The 17,709-nt window shown below is 53.0% G+C and carries 12 protein-coding genes; 2 read left to right on the top strand and 10 right to left on the bottom strand.

What is annotated here, in order from left to right; genetic code table 11:
- Nucleotides 1-3: 3 nt before the first annotated feature.
- Nucleotides 4-1,365 (bottom strand): MFS transporter, encoded by a 1,362-nt coding sequence (locus tag AC5JPW_RS22115; protein ID WP_494243219.1) that lies wholly within the window; start codon nucleotides 1,363-1,365, stop codon nucleotides 4-6.
- Nucleotides 1,366-1,453: 88 nt separating this feature from the next.
- Nucleotides 1,454-2,221, bottom strand: a complete 768-nt coding sequence (locus AC5JPW_RS22110; RefSeq protein ID WP_494243218.1) for an SDR family oxidoreductase — start codon at nucleotides 2,219-2,221, stop codon at nucleotides 1,454-1,456.
- 337 nt (nucleotides 2,222-2,558) lie between these two features.
- On the opposite strand from AC5JPW_RS22110, the gene AC5JPW_RS22105 reads away from it, so the two are divergent.
- Complete coding sequence (locus tag AC5JPW_RS22105; protein WP_494243217.1) at nucleotides 2,559-3,812, top strand: enolase C-terminal domain-like protein; 1,254 nt, start codon at nucleotides 2,559-2,561, stop codon at nucleotides 3,810-3,812.
- Between the two features lie 457 nt (nucleotides 3,813-4,269).
- Entirely contained in the window at nucleotides 4,270-4,698 is a 429-nt protein-coding gene (locus AC5JPW_RS22100; protein WP_494243216.1) for a hypothetical protein, read from the top strand.
- Between the two features lie 11 nt (nucleotides 4,699-4,709).
- Here the strand turns inward: AC5JPW_RS22100 and oxyR are convergent, their stop codons facing one another.
- From oxyR to bcsA, 8 genes are all read right to left on the bottom strand, one after another.
- On the bottom strand, nucleotides 4,710-5,624 hold the full coding sequence (gene oxyR / locus AC5JPW_RS22095; RefSeq protein WP_494243215.1) for a DNA-binding transcriptional regulator OxyR: 915 nt from the start codon (nucleotides 5,622-5,624) through the stop codon (nucleotides 4,710-4,712).
- Between the two features lie 234 nt (nucleotides 5,625-5,858).
- Nucleotides 5,859-6,869: a family 8 glycosyl hydrolase gene (locus tag AC5JPW_RS22090; protein WP_494243214.1), complete on the bottom strand. Its 1,011-nt coding sequence runs from the start codon at nucleotides 6,867-6,869 to the stop codon at nucleotides 5,859-5,861.
- Between the two features lie 64 nt (nucleotides 6,870-6,933).
- On the bottom strand, nucleotides 6,934-7,848 hold the full coding sequence (gene galU / locus AC5JPW_RS22085) for a UTP--glucose-1-phosphate uridylyltransferase GalU (RefSeq protein WP_494243213.1): 915 nt from the start codon (nucleotides 7,846-7,848) through the stop codon (nucleotides 6,934-6,936).
- 40 nt (nucleotides 7,849-7,888) lie between these two features.
- Nucleotides 7,889-8,848 (bottom strand): sensor domain-containing diguanylate cyclase, encoded by a 960-nt coding sequence (locus AC5JPW_RS22080; RefSeq protein ID WP_494243212.1) that lies wholly within the window; start codon nucleotides 8,846-8,848, stop codon nucleotides 7,889-7,891.
- A 49-nt stretch (nucleotides 8,849-8,897) separates the two neighbouring features.
- Nucleotides 8,898-9,356: a cellulose biosynthesis protein BcsD gene (bcsD, locus tag AC5JPW_RS22075; protein ID WP_494243211.1), complete on the bottom strand. Its 459-nt coding sequence runs from the start codon at nucleotides 9,354-9,356 to the stop codon at nucleotides 8,898-8,900.
- 136 nt (nucleotides 9,357-9,492) lie between these two features.
- Nucleotides 9,493-13,209 (bottom strand): cellulose biosynthesis protein BcsC, encoded by a 3,717-nt coding sequence (locus AC5JPW_RS22070; protein ID WP_494243210.1) that lies wholly within the window; start codon nucleotides 13,207-13,209, stop codon nucleotides 9,493-9,495.
- Nucleotides 13,202-15,526 (bottom strand): cellulose biosynthesis cyclic di-GMP-binding regulatory protein BcsB, encoded by a 2,325-nt coding sequence (locus tag AC5JPW_RS22065; protein WP_494243209.1) that lies wholly within the window; start codon nucleotides 15,524-15,526, stop codon nucleotides 13,202-13,204. The genes AC5JPW_RS22070 and AC5JPW_RS22065 overlap by 8 nt, the downstream gene beginning before the upstream one ends.
- Complete coding sequence (bcsA, locus tag AC5JPW_RS22060) at nucleotides 15,516-17,633, bottom strand: UDP-forming cellulose synthase catalytic subunit (RefSeq protein ID WP_494243208.1); 2,118 nt, start codon at nucleotides 17,631-17,633, stop codon at nucleotides 15,516-15,518. Before bcsA ends, AC5JPW_RS22065 begins: the two co-directional genes overlap by 11 nt.
- Nucleotides 17,634-17,709 lie beyond the last annotated feature (76 nt).

Below are 17,709 nucleotides of genomic sequence, written 5' to 3'. Positions count from 1 at the left end.
TCATTATTTATTGGCGGTCGCCGGATTAATTGCGTGGGTGTCACTGCCGTTCGCGTTCTTTTTTTCAGGCAAAATCACTTCGATTTTGCCGACCAGGAAGATGTAGGCCAGAAGCCCCACTCCGGCGACGGCGGCGATGTACCACATGGCGTACTGGAAGTTTTGTGTGCGCTGGAGAATCACGCCGATAACAATCGGACTAACAATGCCTGACAGGTTGCCGCAGATGTTTAAAAACCCCCCCATGGTGCCGAGGAAGTTACGAGGGATCACGTCGCTCCATACCACCCAACCTAAATTAGAGAAGGCGTTGGCGAAGAAAGCGATGGAGAGAATAACGATGGCAATCACCGGTTGATCTTCGAAGAAATTGACCAGGCCAATGATCATGGTCACGCACAGTCCAGCCATGACCGGCAATTTACGGGCGAAGGTTCTCGATTTGCCTTTTTTGAGCAGCATATCGCTGAGCGTACCGCCGCATAACACCCCAAACATCGCCATAATATAGGGCAGCATTGCTCCCATACCGGCTTTGGAAATAGAGAGATGCAGCCCTTTTTCCAGATAGACAATAAACCAGGTCAGGAAGAAGTAGAGCGTGGATGAACAGGCAAATTGGGTGATAAACAGACCCCAGACAGTCTTCTTGCTGAGGAAAAATTTAATGTCCTGCCAGCTGATTTTGGCACTCACTGAAGACTGGTTCGCTGAGCCATAACCGCCACCGGCCTTGATGTACTCAAGCTCTGCCTGGTTTACCGAGGTGCTGTGCTGCGGGTCGCGGTAATACATAAGCCAGTAAATGCCAAACAGGATCCCGGCTCCACCGGACAGATAGAACGACATCTCCCAGCCGTAGTTGGCAACAATAAAGGAGAGGGTAGGGGTTAGCAGTGCCAGCCCAATGTATTGCGCACTGGAATAAATGGCGGTGGCACGGGCACGCTCATGATCCGGGAACCAGGTGGCAATAATTTTCGTGTTAGACGGGAACGAGGGGGCTTCTGCCACGCCAATTAATGCACGACAGGCCAACAGCATAGCGAATGATGCTGTTGCGGTTGCAAATAAATGATGAGAGGCAAAACCCATCATAAAGGTGAAGATACTCCAGAGAATAATCGCCCCGCCGTAAAGAATGCGTGATCCAATACGATCCAGCACATAACCCACCGGGATCTGGCTGGCGGCATAGGCCCAGGTAAACATGGAAAAGAGCAGTCCCAGCTGTGTTGGCGTCAAACTAAAGTCGTTCTGAATATTGGTACCGGCAACGGCGAGATTGGCACGATCCATGTAGTTAATTGCCGTCACAATAAACAGCAATGTGAGAATAAAGAGTCGTTGTCTTGAAGCCTTCATAATCATACCCGTGTTATATCGGCAGGCCTTTAAAAGCAAAGGCATACCGGAAATTTTAAAGGCAAAAAATGTAGAGTACGTTTGTGGGTTACAGCACCGCGAGCCAGCCGCCATCGACGTAAATAATCTGCCCGTTAATGTAGTCAGAGGCTTTGGAAGAGAGGAATACCGCCGTGCCGATCAGCTCATCCGGGCGGCCCCAACGCTGGGACGGGTTGCTGCTTTTCACCCAGCTATCGAACTGTTTGTCCTCGATAAGCGCCGTGTTCATATCCGTCAGAATGTAGCCTGGTCCAATGGCATTGCTCTGGATATTAAACTGCGCCCATTCCGCTGCCATGGAGCAGGTGAGCATCTTGATCCCACCTTTTGCTGCCGTATAAGGCGCGACGGTCGGACGTGCTGCCTGACTGGTGAGCGAACCGATATTGACGATTTTCCCGCCGGTTTTACGGGCAATCATGCGCTTTGCCGCCGCACGCGAGACCAGAAATGCGCTGGTGAGGTTTGTGTCGATGACCTTCTGCCAGTTTTCCAGCTCCAACTCGACCATCGGTTTGCGGTACTGAATGCCCGCGTTGTTGATCAAAATGTCGACGTGGATGTTCTGCGCATCCAGATCCGCAAACGCTTTTTCAATTGCAGCTTCGTCGGTGACATCAAAGGCTACACCGTGTGCCTTGTAGCCCTTTGCTGCCAGCATGCCGACAGACTCGGCAAGCAAGGTGTCACGGATATCATTCAGTACCACCTGCGCACCTGCTGCCGCCAGCCCTTGCGCATAGGCAAATCCCAGACCCCGTGCTGAGCCAGTGACCAGTGCTGTTTTCCCGGTTAAATCAAATAACGCGCTCATCTCATTTCCTCGTGCAATTAATTTGTATGACGACTGTCTTATTTAAGGTTGGGTTTTTGAGCAGATAAAAGCAATGCTCCACAAATGAATTTGCAATGCGGATCACAAAGCAGAAGCTTTTGATACAATAGTTATTTTGTATGTTGCTGTATTTGTTGTGTTTAATATCTGGATTTCTCACGGTTGTTGATCGTGCTCACAGAATGAAACCTTTGACGATCGTGGAAGAAGTAAGCGTGATATAACAGTGTTAATTTGTAGGACAACTTACAACTTATCGCAATGTCATCCACAACTGGCGTGGCTTGCAGTAAATTCGCTGAACTGAGGAGTGCAAGTGAGTAACCTGAAAATTACCAACGTAAAAACCATTCTGACGGCACCGGGTGGGATTGATTTGGCCGTTGTGAAGGTCGAAACCAATGAGCCAGGGCTTTATGGTCTGGGTTGTGCAACATTTACCCAGCGTATCTTTGCGGTAAAAAGCGCCATCGACGAGTACATGGCCCCGTTCCTGATTGGCAAAGATCCAACGCGTATTGAAGATATCTGGCAATCCGGTGCGGTGAGCGGTTACTGGCGCAATGGTCCCATCATGAACAATGCACTGTCGGGTGTGGATATGGCGCTATGGGACATTAAAGGTAAGCTGGCGGGCATGCCGGTTTACGATCTCCTGGGCGGAAAATGCCGGGATGGTATTCCGCTCTATTGCCACACCGACGGCGGTGATGAAGTGGAGGTTGAAGACAATATCCGCGCCAGAATGGAAGAGGGCTATCAGTATGTTCGCTGCCAGATGGGAATGTACGGAGGCGCGGGGACTGACGATCTCAAATTGATTGCCACGCAATTGGCACGGGCGAAAAATATTCAACCAAAACGGTCGCCACGCAGTAAAACGCCGGGCATCTATTTTGATCCGGATGCCTACGCGAAAAGCGTTCCGCGTCTGTTCGACCATTTGCGTAATAAACTGGGTTTCGGTATCGAATTCATTCATGACGTGCATGAACGTGTCACCCCGGTAACCGCAATCAACCTGGCGAAAACCCTTGAGCAATACCAGCTCTTCTACCTTGAAGATCCGGTGGCACCGGAAAATATCGACTGGCTGAAGATGCTGCGTCAGCAATCTTCCACCCCTATCTCTATGGGGGAGTTGTTTGTGAATGTGAACGAGTGGAAGCCACTGATTGATAACAAGCTGATTGATTACATTCGCTGCCACGTCAGTACCATCGGCGGCATTACACCGGCGAAGAAACTGGCGGTCTACAGTGAGCTGAATGGGGTGCGTACGGCCTGGCATGGCCCGGGAGACATCTCTCCGGTCGGCGTCTGCGCTAATATGCATCTTGATCTGAGTTCGCCAAACTTTGGTATTCAGGAGTTCACGCCAATGAATGACGCGTTGCGCGATGTCTTCCCTGGGTGCCCTGAGATTGATCATGGTTATGCTTACCTTAACGATAAACCTGGGCTTGGCATCGACATTGATGAAACCAAAGCGGCGAAATACCCGTGCGAAGGGGGCATCCCATCCTGGACGATGGCACGCACGCCGGACGGTACTGCATCCCGCCCTTAAGCTTTGTGTCTCATTCTACTTCCGCCCGGCATGCCATCTGGCTGCCGGGTTTTTTGTTATCCCTGTCTGCCATTAGTATTCCATGCCTGCTGATTTTTCTCCATGAGCGAACGATTAATTCTTCTTTACTATTATTCCCAACGTGGGAATTTTCTTACTCCGAATCTTATTAATAAGTGATGTCAACTGCGGATATTGACTATTAAAACAGTGTTAAAAATCTTATTAATAAACGCCATATATAAATAAACACTAATTAGATCGATTTCATCAATAACTGATTTTCATTTAAACTATTGCTTTGTATGGTTTTTTATCACATTTCAGAAAAAGCGCATGGATCATTGTCGGAATATTATCTATTTTAAATAATAGTGCTAAAGAATTTTTTTGGCGGGTCGATAAATATAGTTATTAGCATGTATTACTGCCTTAAATACCCGGCATTGAGGAACAGATGAACGCAGAAACACAAAATGGTCAGCCGTTGCCCCTTGAGCCGCATACCAAACAAAACGTACAGCTTCCTCCCTTTGTGAAGACCATTGCGGTGCGTCTTGCCTGGGTAACAAGAGGCGACGAGTCTGAGATTTACCCGTTACTGTCGCGTCCTTATTATCATGATGCGGTCACGGCTGATGACAGTGCACAATTGCATGCGCGCTTTCCTTTTATGATCTTTCCCACGCCGTCGATTCCGGTTGCGGACTACACCATTATGCTGGTGACGCTCTGGTTGTATATCGAAGAGATGTACCATCGTGGAACGGTTCTGCCGGAGCAGATTATGCAGGCGCTGCAAAAAAAAACGACAACCCTGCAGCCACAGGATTGTCGAGAAAGTATGCGTGATGAAGGTGAGCAGTTTCAGCCTCAGCGCTGCTAACGACATTGCGTCTAGGCTATGGCGTTGAAGTCGATAAAATAGCGTTCCATATAGCGGGCAATGGCGTTGCGTAAAATTTCATATTTTTTACGCATCGGATCGCTGCGATGGAAAATTAATACCACCTTACGTTTCGGCTCTGGCCCCATACAACGCAGGTATTTGATGTTTTCATTTTCGCCGTGCTGAGTCGACAGCAGTGGGAAGAATGAAACGCCGCGGTTATAGGCCACACCCCGGCGTAATGTCTCAAGGTGCATAGCGGCAAACCGTGAATCGGGCTCCAGCTCAAACTGGTAGCAGTAACGCAAAATCTGGCTGTGCAGGCAGTTCCCGTCATCAATCATCAGAATTTTGCTGTTTTTCAAATGCCCCATATTAATGTCGTTAAGACGCGCCCAGGGGTGTTGATGGCTGACGCCCAGCATTAGCGGCTCATCGAAAAGCGGTAATTCTACATATTTGCTGGTGTCTTTATTCGACGTCATGATGGCACATTTAATGGCGTCTGATTCCAGCATCGTTAATAGCTGGTTGGTTTGTGCTTCGTGTATTTCCAGCTCGATTTCCGGGAAATTCTCGTGGCACACGGCATTCATATGGGAAAAAATATAGGGCGCGAGGGTCGGAATAATGCCGACGTCCAGCGTTTGCGACAGGCTTTGATGATAGCTGCTGCTGGCCATATTTTTTAAGGCTTCAATTTCCCGCAGAACAACCTGGGTTTGTTCGACGAGACGCAGCCCGGTTTGCGTAAAACGAATCTTGCGTGTGGTACGTTCAAGCAGTTGCAAACCGAGTTCATTCTCCAGCTTACGTAACTGGGCGCTCAGCGTTGGCTGGCTGACGTTACAGGCTTCTGCTGCGCGTTGAAAATGGCGATATTTTGCCAGTGCGACCAGGTATTCAAGGTTACGAATGTTCATTGATGGCCCCGGCCCGCATGATTTAGCGCAGTAATGACTGCACGCTTACCCTCGTGATTATGCATATGACATCTTATTATTCTTAACGCTGCCATGATGTTTCCCCCATCTCTGAGCAGAGATGCGTATAAGTTTTTATTATAAGTTCGCGCCTGGTCCGTTCTCCTGCCATCCCTGTCGACACATATCCCGTCGATCCGTTCAGGCGCATTCCCGATCGACGTGTGTTTTCTTTTAATACCCTTTTAGCGATGCGGCAAAGAGTGAAAGCATATGCAATGCGGACAAATAATAACCTTCGCCCGGACGTAAGGACTTATCCATATGCTGGTAGTCACCCATTGTGATGTCTCGCACCGCCAGAATACCGCCGGACATCTCGTAGCTTGCCTGCCCATTCCCCGAAACGTCGACCCAGGCAGGGGTCGCGTTACGGCTGTAACTTGCCCAGAAGTGGCGAAAGTTTTCCATAGAGCGAGTTTGTGTCTCGCTTAAACTTAAATAAAGTGGAATTCGAATTGCATCATAACTGAACCGGGCAGGCCAGTTATCGGCAGGCATGACTTCACCATCATTCTTCACAAAAATCCAGTCGGTCGGTAACTGAGTTTTTCCAAAACGCGCTTTATTTAATAATTCGAGACTTGATGAGCTGAGTTTTAACCAAATATCGTTATGTCGTTGCTGCCAGAAACTTTCCCAGGCCGGGAATATAAAATAAGAAGGATTGATGACGTAACCATCATCACGGGTGAAGCCGGATAAACCTGGTAACAGTAAGGTATGGTTGTCTTGTTCAATAATCAGGCAGTTGATCAGCGCATCCTGAATATTTTCAGAGGCTGTCAGGTAACTCTGATCGTGCCATTTTTTTCCGGCCAGCAACAACGCCCAGGCAATCAGGGTATCGCCGTCGCTGGCGTTATTTTCATCCGTCACTTTTTGCACTTTAGGATCGTAGCGCCAGGCAAAAAGCCCGATTGATGGCCGAAGTAAGGTGCTGCGAGTCCAGCCCCACATCTTTTTGAACGTCGCCAGGTCGTTATTCATGACCGCCAGTAACATGCCATAACCCTGTCCTTCGGAATGGCTGACATCCCCATTTTCATGGTCAACGATGCGACCATCTTCGCTCAGATAATTATGCTTAAAGACCGTCCAGTTATTATCCTGCGCCGGTGCTGAGAAAGACATCATGGCTAATGAAATAAGCAAACATGACATTAACCCGGTAATTCTTAACATGCGATTTCCTGTCGGTGATAAGGATGATCAGTGAAAGACGTGCCATGGCCTGGCGGTCAGAGCCTTAAAGCCCGGCTTCGGTCAGCACGTTGTCCGGCACGAGTTCGTCACATAACCACTGACGGAAACTCTCGCCGGTCGCGTTGTGGCGCAATCCGTACTCCACGAATGCTTTCATATAGCCAATCTTATCGCCGCAATCGTGAGACTTGCCCGTGAGGCTGTAGGCTTCGACTGCTGATTGCTCCAGCAGCATGGCAATGGCATCTGTTAGCTGAATTTCGTCGCCAGCGCCGACGGGCGTTTTATGCAGCAGCGGCCAGATAGCTTTGGAAAGTACGTAGCGACCCACCACTGCCATATCTGACGGCGCATCCTCGACGGCTGGTTTTTCGACCATGCTACGCACACGGCCAAACCCACCTGCTGCCAGGTTTTCCCCGCCACAATCCACCACGCCATAGCGAGAGACATCTTCGTGATTCACACGCTCGATCATCAATTGGCTCGCGCCCGTCGTCGTAAAGCGAGAAATCATCGCTGCCAGGTTATCGCGGGAAAGATCGCAACGGCTGTCATCAATCAACACATCCGGCAGCACCACCACAAAATCATTGTTGCCAATCAGGGGTTCTGCACACATCACCGCGTGGCCCAGACCTTTTGAGTGGCCCTGGCGCACATGCATAATGTTCATGCCTGGCGGGCAAATAGAGCGTACTTCCTCAAGTAACTGATTCTTCACGCGGGATTCCAGTAAAGACTCCAGCTCAAAGGAGGTATCGAAGTGGTTTTCGATAGCATTCTTTGAGGAGTGGGTGACCAGTACAATTTCCCGGATACCGCAGGCATAACACTCTTGCACGATGTACTGAATCAACGGCTTATCCACAATAGGTAACATCTCTTTGGGGATTGCCTTGGTAGCGGGCAGCATACGCGTGCCGAGGCCCGCCACCGGGATTACAGCCTTTAACATTCTTATTTCCTCTGGAGCTATTGTTGTGTGTACTTCGCTATCAGCGCCCGAGGGTGCTAATAATTCCGCCAGGTTCGGATAAACTCGTCACCTGATAATTAATAAAGTCGTCACCACCTTGCGCTTTCACTTTATAAAGCGCGGTGTCGGCGGCTTTTAATACTGACGAAAAGTTAGGGCCGTGTTCAGGATAACTGGCTACGCCAATGCTGACGGATAATTCGACTGGCTCTGCCAGTGCAGAAATTTTCATCGGCTGACGAGTCTGCTCAACAATTAATTGCAGCAATTGTTTGCCATCTGTTTCATCGACACCTTCTATAAAGGTCAATGCAAATTCATCGCCCCCAAGACGGCCCAGCAAGGTATCGGCAGAAATACAATTTTTTACCCGGCTAATAAAGCAGCGCAGAACTTCATCCCCGGCGGCGTGCCCAAGATCGTCGTTAATGTTTTTGAAGTTATCCAGATCCAGAATCGCCACCACGGTGTGCGCGCCACGGGCATTGGCAGCGCGTATTTTTTTACGGCTGCGGATGTAATAACCTTGTCGGTTCAACGTCTTAGTGAGCGCGTCGTTATGCGCCCTGTAATGCAACTTCTCACGGATCGTGATATGCCGGGTAATATCGAATCCGATCATTACCCAGGCAAAAATGTCACCCTTTTCATCCTTGCGCGGTGCGAGTCGGGCATCCAGCCACAATACTTCACCGTTCTTTTTAAACTGATGAAATTCACCGCGCCAGTTTTCTCCGGTTTCATTAATATGCGCAATGGCCATATCCAGTGAAGAGGAGATGTTTTCATTGGCGGATTCAAATAACCGTTTGCCGATAATTTCATTTTTATCAAAACCAATCAGTGGGTAAAAAGTGTGACTGGCATAAATGACGTTTCCGGCAATATCAAAAACCAGAGATACAAAGGCATTATCCTCCGCCGAATGAACAGTCTCGAGTTCCAGGATCCGTCCCGAAACGATGATTTCATTTAACATTATGGTCACCTGATCCTGTGTATTCAGGATGGAAATGCCTTTAGGGTGGTTATTCGCCGATGGCGTAACGGAAAATTAAAACGTCTTCGGTCGCGTTATCTTTCCAGCGCACCGGCACGTGATTTCCTGCGCCCTGCGAAACCAGCCATTGGGAATATGCCCCTTCCAGCACCAGCGCACTGGCACGACGCCAGCTTGCTTCATCGCGATGTTCCGGCGCATGTGGCCAGGCGCAGTGCAGCAAAATCAGTTCACGCTGGGCCGGGGCCATTTTCACAAATCCCCAGTTAAACAGTTCGAGCACCCGGTTAATGCTGCTCTCCAGTTCCGTCACGGTGGTGGCACGGTCGATGGGATACCATTTGGCCATCATCTCGCCAAGGCGGCGCAGCGTTTCTGGATCTTTCTCGTTCTGCCCGTTCGTGAATTCGTTGAAAAACAGGTACACCAGGTCATGCCAGCCAGCCTGATAATTGCGTTGCAAATAGGTGTCTTGATTACTGAACATCGTTGAATCCCACGGTTATTTATCTTGCTCGTCATACTTCACGCTGCTGGTGCGTTGGCGGCACTCGCTCACCCGAATCACTTACTCAAGTAAGCTCATCGGGATTTTCTCGCTTGCCGCCTTCCCGCAACGCGAATTATTTAGAGCTTTCTTGATAATATTTAAAATAAAACAACGCCTTACCTTCGTTATAACTGCCGAAGGTGTCATAGCCGAGGTTTGCACCCAGCGCCAGGTTGTCACTCAGGTGGTAACGCGCATCCACCCCCAGCGTATAACCCACACCGTTTTTCGCGGTGGCCTTGTATACGGAATCCACATTGTCGACGCTGCTTGCCAGCGTGTTGAGCTGTGACTGCAGGCTGCTGTGGCCTGGGAAGTAGTCACTCTGATCCTGTCGCCAGGACTGATAGCCCACCGCCCCGCTCAGTGCCAGATCCCATTTATCCACTTTGCGTGTCAGGCTGACGGGCAGCGTGACCGCCATGTAGTTTTGCGGGCTGAAATAGCCGCCCTGGCCGAGTGTGTAATTACTCAGGTTACGGTCGAAGTCCATGTAGTTAACATTGACGCCCACTTTCAGCTCATTCTCAGGTGTATTGATCAAGCGCAAATAGCTGCCTGCCAGCACATTCACCGAGTGGTTGGTCGGCACGTTTTCGCCAATCCAGGTATCAAAACCGAGGCGGGCGTAGAGCCCGACCAGCTCATTATCCCAGGCGTACTGGGCCGACAGGCCGTTGCGGGTCACCGCCCCCCAACTTTCCCCGGTGGTTTTGTCTTTCACACCCACATAAGAGAGCAGGCTGTCGGTGACCGCCCGGCGCTCTGCTTTCAGGTCCAGAGAACCGTTGCGCGAGATACGCGGATTCCACTCAACGCCGCCCACCAGACGGGTGAACTCTCCCCCGGTTGGCGTGCTGCCAATATCCAGCGTGTAACTGTCGCCTTTGAGGCTGAGGTTGGTTTCCACCCCGTTAACCTGCTGCCCGCTCTGGGCATCGGCATTGGTTGAGGTTGTCGTGGTGGTGGTGCTGGCTGCCGCAGCGGCCAGTTTCGTGGCGTGCGTGATTGCCCCGGAGCCGAAACGGTTAGCCGCTTCATCCGACATTTCTCCGGCGTTCAGTGACACCGGGGAGACGTTGAGACTCAGGCGTGTGCTGTCCCCGACAGTGCCGGAGATAATCAGCGGCGCTTTCACCTCATCCAGTGCACCCAGACCGGACTCACCGCTGCGACTGCGCAGCGATACGCCCGCGCTGGTCCAGGTGGCGGTCTTCTCTTGCAAATCCTGCATCATGCTGTAGATGCTGGTCATTGCTGTCTGTTGCGCCTGCTGCCCTGGGGAGGGAAGGGCAATCACGTCGCTAATGACATCGCCTTCGTCTTCCACATCGCTCTGTTGCAGACGCCATTGCGCGGTGCGCAGTAAAGACAGGGCGCGCTGATTCTCACCGTTGGCTGCCGCCACGCGAGCGCCCAGCAGCATGTAATCAGCATCCTGCGACGGTTCGAGGGTGCTGAAAGCGCGTTTGGCCGCGTCGGTATCGTCGCGTGCCAGAGCGAGGTTGACGATCCCTGTCAGTGCCTGTTTGTCTCGCGGGGATTTACGCAGAACATACTGGTAAATCTCGTCAGCCTTTTCATCCATATGATCGGCCTGATAGACCCGCGCTACCGCCAGTAGCAGATCGGTATTGGTCGGGTTGGCTCGCAGGGCAGGCATCACCAGATTCCAGGCGGCCTCCGGTTTGCCTTTTTCCCGCAGGCGATCGGCCCGGGCAATAACGCTGGCCACGCGAATGGTGTCGATTTCCTGCTGACTGGTGCTGTTTTGCAATACCGGTGCGCTGAGAATGCTCTCCGCTTCGGCAAAACGTCCTGCCTGGTTAAGCACACGGATCTGCCCGGCATAATCGCCCAGTGAACCGTGAAGACCCTGCGCCTGGTTCTCACGCACCAACGCCAGCGCCCCCAGGCTGTCGCCCGTCTGCATCAATAACTGCGCAAGGCGCCCGACATCCACGGGTGTTTGCGGCGGCGTACGTTGCAAGGATTGCAGCGAATTGCGCGCCGCCTGGGTATTCCCCTGACGCAGGTAGTTTTGCGCAATGTCCATTTGCAGATTGCCCTGCACACGGGTCATGAGTGCCGTCATATCGGCGCTCATGCTGGCGCGTGGGATCTGGGTCAGCAGGCTCTGGCTTTTGGACCAGTCGTTGTCCTCTGCGGCATAGACGGCGGCGGCATAAAGCGCTTCATTGCGTTTGTCTGCCTGCTGTACCGCTGATGCCATCAGCGCCGCGCCACGCTGCTTTTGCCCGGCTTTGCGCAGTTGGCGGGCATAGTCCAGTTGCAGCCAGGTGTTTTTTGGGTACTTCTCCGATGCGGTCTGCAGAATCTGCATCCCTTTGGAGGCATTGCCCGCTTCCAACGCCGCTTGTGCAGCTTTTCGTTCCTGATCGCCATTGTCGCCCACGCTTGCATAGCGGGTGCGCAGGTTGCTCGGCAGCGTGCGCAGGATCTGATCCGCTTCTGACTGCTTATTCTGCTGGCGCAGCACCCACATTAAGCCGGTCCGCACATCGGTATTCTGCGGGTTGTCGGCCAGTAACTGGCGGTAGACCTGTTCGGCATCAGCAGGTTTACCCTGACGGCGCAAAATATCCGCGCGGAGCATGTCTCCTGCCTGACGCTGACGAGAATCGCTGCTGTTGCTGGATGCCAGACTGGCCAGCGCATCGTCATAGCGACCTTTCTGGCTCAGACTGCGGGCCTGATTCAGGGAACCATAAAAACGGGCATTATCAGCATCGGTCGCCCATTGGGCGCTGTTCTCGTTTTTGGCGTCTTCCTGAGCGGCACGACGCAGGTACTTTTCCGCATCGTCAAAGCGGCTTTGACGCAGTGCGATATACCCCATGCCAGCCAGGGCGTTGCCGTTACCCGCTTGCGTTTGCAGAACCTGCGAGAATTTGTCTTTCGCACCATCAAGGTCGCCACTATTCAGCGCATCAAACCCGGATTTGGTGGCATCACCTTCCACACTTTTGCGGTAGTGCTCCATAGGGGCACTGTCTTGCGGGTGGCGTTCGGCGTAAGCGGTGTACATTGCCAGGTCTGCAGGTTTCGGCTCCAGCCATAACAGTGCCTGCTGCAGGGCTTTATCCGCACCTTTATCGTCTGCTGCCAGCGTGGTCAGTTGGTTTATCCCTTCCCGGCGGGTGGCTTGCTGATAGGTGAGCGCCATCGCCAGCGCCTGTCGGGTGGCCGCATCGTCCGGCAACATGTTGGCACGCTGGCGTAATGCCGCCACGGCGGTGGGCCAGGTTGCGCTGTCTCCCGCCATCGTCTGGTAATACTCCAGGGCTAAATCGTCCGGCGGGTTACCGTTGAACAGGGTCCGGTATGCGGCGACGGCCTCTTTGATTTGCCCGCGTTGCGCCAGATTCCGGGCAGCATTAAGCTGCGCTGGCGAAATAGACTGCATGGAACTGGCGCTGTTCAGTGAGGCCAGTCGCGGGTCCTGCGGGTCTATCGCCGCAATTTTCTTACGCCAGATTTCCGACTGCTGCGTATTGCCACGTTGCAACTGATACAGCGCGCTCAGGTACATGGCATCAATGTTGTTTTCATCCACCGCGAGCACTTTTTGCAGTGCTTCCAGTGCCATGTCGTCATGCGCTTTGCTGTGCCAGTAGCTGGCCTGAGTCAGCAGTTTTTTCACCGCCGTGTCGTTGCCACTGATTTTGGCATCCAGCGCTTCGTTGGCACAGGCCGGGTGGACAGCACCGACCATGCACATCAGGCACAAAGCGTGCGTCAGCCGTAAGCCGTTATTACGCTTATTCATGGTGAGACTTATCCTGCAGGCGTTGGTGAGCATGGCGCTTTAACTTGCGATACAGCAAGGGGCTGGCGATGGCAGCAATCAGGCACGCGAGTAGCGTCAGGCCAAAAATATGTTGGCTGGCAAACCACAAAATCATCAGATAGCCAGGCAAATCGCCACGGGTAAACTGTTCACCCACGCGCCAGCTTCTGGCATCGCTCGTATCTGTGACAGCCATAAAGTCACCGCTGGCATTGCTTTTGAAGGTCGGTTTTACCATGTCTGCAGGCAGCTGTTGCAGTTGATGATCATCCGTTCCTGTTGCCAGCACGACCACACGCTCCGGGTTCCAGGGTGAGCGAACGCTGACTAATCCGCGCCACTGGCTGGTATCGCTGAGATACCCGGCGGCATCTATATCCGTACGCGCTTGTCCGGCGCTGAAGAGCCCCATCAGGCGGCTGAACACGCTGGCGGTACTGATTTCCAGCGTATTTTCATTGAGTGAGAAGGCGCTGCCGTCCAGCACCGGTTTCACTAGTTCGCCATGGCGCAGGCTACTTATGGTCAGCACGTCGCTGTTCGCCAGTTGTTGCAGCCCACTTTCCTGTTGCGGCATGCCGGTATAGAGATGCAGGTAGTTTGCCGCCACGCCGGTATCACGTCCGGATTTTGCCATCAGGTTCAGGAGCACGGCGGTCTCTTCCAGGCCTGGATGAGCAGGCATCAGCAACGTGGTGTTGGCAAGATCGGCATTACGGGTGAAGGGGAACAGGGCGTTGCTGAACCAGCCAAGGTTAGGTAACTGACCGAAGTGCCAGGCGTGAGAGAAGTCCAGCGTGGAATTACCCTCAATGCGGCTCTGGATATTTTCGTCAGCCAGTGCGCTGCATGGGGCATTTTTCTGCGGCTTGATGCCGAACCAGAAACCAATCTGGTTGGTGCCCAGAATGGCGCGTGGGTCGAGATTCACCACGGCGCTCTGCTGGCGCTGGCTCAGACCGAGCATATTCATAAACGGCGCAAAGATGCCCTCTTTGCTGACCGGCAGGCGTTTAAGAAACTCGCCATTGAGACTGATGTTCAGGAATGAGTTGCTGTCGTCGATCCAGGTTTTCTGCGCAAAGCTGTAGTTAATACGCAGGGGAATGGCGCTGCCATCCCACATAAACAGATCCGGTGCAGTGACGAAAGGCAATTGGTTTTCGCCGTGCCACACGCCGCGTGCGATAAGTGAACCCTCACTGGACTGCAACGCCTGAAGCGGAACCGGGCGGGCGGTGCTTATCCAGCGTGGCGCATCGTACTCGGCACGTTGCGCTACTTTAATCGTCGGCACTTGCAGGGAATCGCTGTCCGGCAGGGCGGGCAGACTAAGACGCCATGCGGCCTGGCGGAGCTCGGTTTCGTTGCGCCCGCTAATAACCAGCAGCTTGTAGGCCGGGTTGACCGGGTTATCGATAACCTGCAAAGAGGGGCCATTTTGTCCACCGATCTCTACGCTACCAATACGATCGCCGGGTTTGCCAAACAGAATGCCGTTGCCGGCGGGCAGGGCGTTGTACTGGACGTCAAACTGGCTGGCTTTTCCTGCGCTCATCACGCCAAATTGTGATGCGACAATGGCGGCAGCAGTCAGCACGTCCGCATCGGGTGAGGCAGAAAAGGCGATGTTCAGCGGCTGATCTTTGGTTTGCTTACTGTCGAAGAACGGGCGCGGGAAAGCGCTCAGCGTTTTACGTACATTCAGCCACAGTCCCTGATAATTCAGCGTCGAGGCGGGCGTTAACGTGATGCGATAATCATCGGGCAGCGTGCGCTGACAGCTCCACGCATTGTTAATAATGTCGTCGCTGGTTTTGAGCTGGAAGCTGAGATTGTTGCCCGACGCCACCATGGAGGCAGGCACGTCGAGACTCCAGAATCCCTTGTTTTGTTGCACCTGATCCAGCGGGATCGCCCCCAGCGGCTGACCATTGAGCATAAGTTGCAGGTTCTCACCGGTCACGTCCGTGCGGTTAACTTCCACGTTCAGGCTGATGTGCGCATCGGTAATCACCAGATCGCCAGGCAGAGCGAAGTTCACCCCGTTCTGCAACTGTTGACCGGAGAGCGTCAGGCCACCTGTCGCCCCCATGTCACCAAAACTCAGCGTGCTGGAGATGTTCTGATCGCTGGCATTCGTTGTGACCAGAGCGGGGGCCAGTGTGTTTGCATTACCGCTTTGCAGGGGCGGCAGTTCAGGCGGTGCGTCGCTATGGGGAGACAGTGCAGCACTGGCCGTACCGCTTGTGCCACATAACAGCGCGACGAGCAGAACCAGAGGATTACAGCGCATGATTAACCTCTTCGCTTTTTTTGGCGACCGTGGCCATTTCACATTTCACGCGACCGGCGAATTTCCGACGACCAAAGAACAGCTCCCAAACGCATTGCAAAATGCCGAGGAAAGAGGCTAACGGACGATCCGGTGAATGTGGCGGCTTGTACCATGCGTCAGCACGTGACAGTACCACGCGAACCAGTTTGCGGCGTTCAACAAGCGGCAGATTATCGAATTCAAGGCGAATGTCAGTGCTACCTATACCCGCTGCACGCAGGGGGACATGGGCAATTTCACCGCCGAGTCCCAGCTCAATTTGCACCGGCACTTTGTAGCGCAGGTCTTCGCCTTTTTGCAGCGCTACGCGCGCGCCACCCATGGAGATGTCAAAGGTGCGTGTCAGCATGCTGGAACCATCGGAGAACAACACTTTGGTCGGCAAGTTGGCATTGATACGGATGGTTTTGCGGATCTGCTTGCTCTCTTTTGCCACCGCAATAGAGGCGAGCAGGATAATGGTACTGAAGGTGCCCCAGGCGATGTTAAACAGGATCACGCGGGGGTCGATACCGGTGTAATCGTTCATGTAATAACGCACGCCAACCCAGATCATGCTGCCGACCATTAACAGAGCAGTAATGATGAGTGGGCGCACGGTCAGAGCATCAAAGTAGTCGCGGTCCGTCAGATCGCCTTTATCCGTCACGTTGAATTTCCCCAGACGCGGCGAGATAAGGCTCAGTAGAGTTGGCAGGATCAGGTGAAACGCCATGACGGTTTCGTAAATTTCACCCCAGAAGGCGTAACGGTAACGGCCGGTAATGCGCGAGTTCACGATGGTCGACAGCACCAGGTGTGGCAGCACGTAGGAGAAAATCAGCGTCGCCGACGAAGAAATGATGTTCAGGTTGAACAGCATGAAGACCAGCGGCGAGGTGAGGAAGACCACGCGAGGCAACCCGTACTGGAAGTGCAGCATCGCATTGAGATAGCACAAACGTTGCGTCAGCTTCAGACCGCGACCCAGCAGTGGATTATCCAGACGGAAAATTTGTGTCATGCCACGCGCCCAGCGGATACGCTGGTTAACGTGCAGGGCCAAACGTTCGGTCGCCAGACCCGCGGCCAGAGGAATGTCGAGGAACGCGGTGTTCCAGCCACGACGCTGCAATTTCAGCGCGGTGTGCGCATCTTCTGTGACGGTCTCCACGGCAAAACCACCCACTTCCTCCAGCGCTGAGCGGCGAATCACCGCGCAGGAACCGCAGAAAAAGGTGGCATTCCAGTTGTCGTTACCCTGCTGCACCGGGCCATAGAACAGTGCGCCTTCGTTGGGTACGCGTTTGGCGGCCGTCAGGTTACGTTCAAAGGGGTCCGGAGAATAGAAGTGGTGCGGCGTCTGAATGAGTGCCAGCTTGTCATCGCGGAAGAACTCCCCGACGGTCGCCTGCAGGAACACGCGCGTGGCAACGTGATCGCAATCGAAGACGCAAATCAGCTCGCCTTTGGTGACCGTCATTGCGTGATTCAGGTTGCCCGCTTTGGCGTGACTGTTATCCGGGCGAATCAGGTATTCCACCCCAGCGGCGGCGGCAAAATCACGGAATTCATCACGTTTGCCGTCGTCGAGGATATAGACTTTGACTTTATCCTGCGGGTATTCGATGCACTGCGCCGCCAGTACCGTATCGCGGACCACATCAAGGCTTTCGTTATAGGAAGGCACATAAATATCGACGGTGGGCCAGGTGCTGCGATCCTGCGGCATGGGGGCAATCGGGCGCTCCAGCGGCCAGGCCATCTGAATGTAGCCCAGCACCAGAATCGTCCAGGAGTAAATTTCGGCGGCAAACAGCAGGCCGCCCAGCACCATTTCCAGTGTGGAGTCAAAATGCAGGGTCGTTGTTGCACGCCACCAGATGTAACGCGTGGACATCATCAACGAAAAAACCAGCATCGCCAGAACCGGTTTTTTACCTTTGAAACGACCGATGATGAAGACGACAACGATCACGGACAAGCCAAAAAGATATTGTTTATCGCTGCTCATGGGGGTAATGACCACCAGCAGAGAAAGCAGGAGCAACGTCAGCGTGAGAATAATCCCGATGATTTTTCGCATGGTTAAATAATCTGTGCAGAAAACAATAAAGGCTCACCGGCCCGATATTCGTTCCGGTCATCCTGTGTAAAATCAT

Source organism: Phytobacter sp., assembly GCF_059074235.1.
This window is presented reverse-complemented; position numbering and strand designations above follow the sequence as displayed.

Excerpts from the sequence above, each read along its gene's own strand:
- bcsA (WP_494243208.1), bottom strand. The coding sequence starts at position 17,633 with ATGCGAAAAATCATCGGGATTATTCTCACGCTGACGTTGCTCCTGCTT.
- AC5JPW_RS22080 (WP_494243212.1), bottom strand. The coding sequence starts at position 8,848 with ATGTTAAATGAAATCATCGTTTCGGGACGGATCCTGGAACTCGAGACT.
- AC5JPW_RS22090 (WP_494243214.1), bottom strand. The coding sequence starts at position 6,869 with ATGTTAAGAATTACCGGGTTAATGTCATGTTTGCTTATTTCATTAGCC.
- oxyR (WP_494243215.1), bottom strand. The coding sequence starts at position 5,624 with ATGAACATTCGTAACCTTGAATACCTGGTCGCACTGGCAAAATATCGC.
- AC5JPW_RS22115 (WP_494243219.1), bottom strand. The coding sequence starts at position 1,365 with ATGAAGGCTTCAAGACAACGACTCTTTATTCTCACATTGCTGTTTATT.
- AC5JPW_RS22100 (WP_494243216.1), top strand. The coding sequence starts at position 4,270 with ATGAACGCAGAAACACAAAATGGTCAGCCGTTGCCCCTTGAGCCGCAT.
- AC5JPW_RS22065 (WP_494243209.1), bottom strand. The coding sequence starts at position 15,526 with ATGCGCTGTAATCCTCTGGTTCTGCTCGTCGCGCTGTTATGTGGCACA.
- AC5JPW_RS22070 (WP_494243210.1), bottom strand. The coding sequence starts at position 13,209 with ATGAATAAGCGTAATAACGGCTTACGGCTGACGCACGCTTTGTGCCTG.
- bcsD (WP_494243211.1), bottom strand. The coding sequence starts at position 9,356 with ATGTTCAGTAATCAAGACACCTATTTGCAACGCAATTATCAGGCTGGC.
- galU (WP_494243213.1), bottom strand. The coding sequence starts at position 7,848 with ATGTTAAAGGCTGTAATCCCGGTGGCGGGCCTCGGCACGCGTATGCTG.
- AC5JPW_RS22110 (WP_494243218.1), bottom strand. The coding sequence starts at position 2,221 with ATGAGCGCGTTATTTGATTTAACCGGGAAAACAGCACTGGTCACTGGC.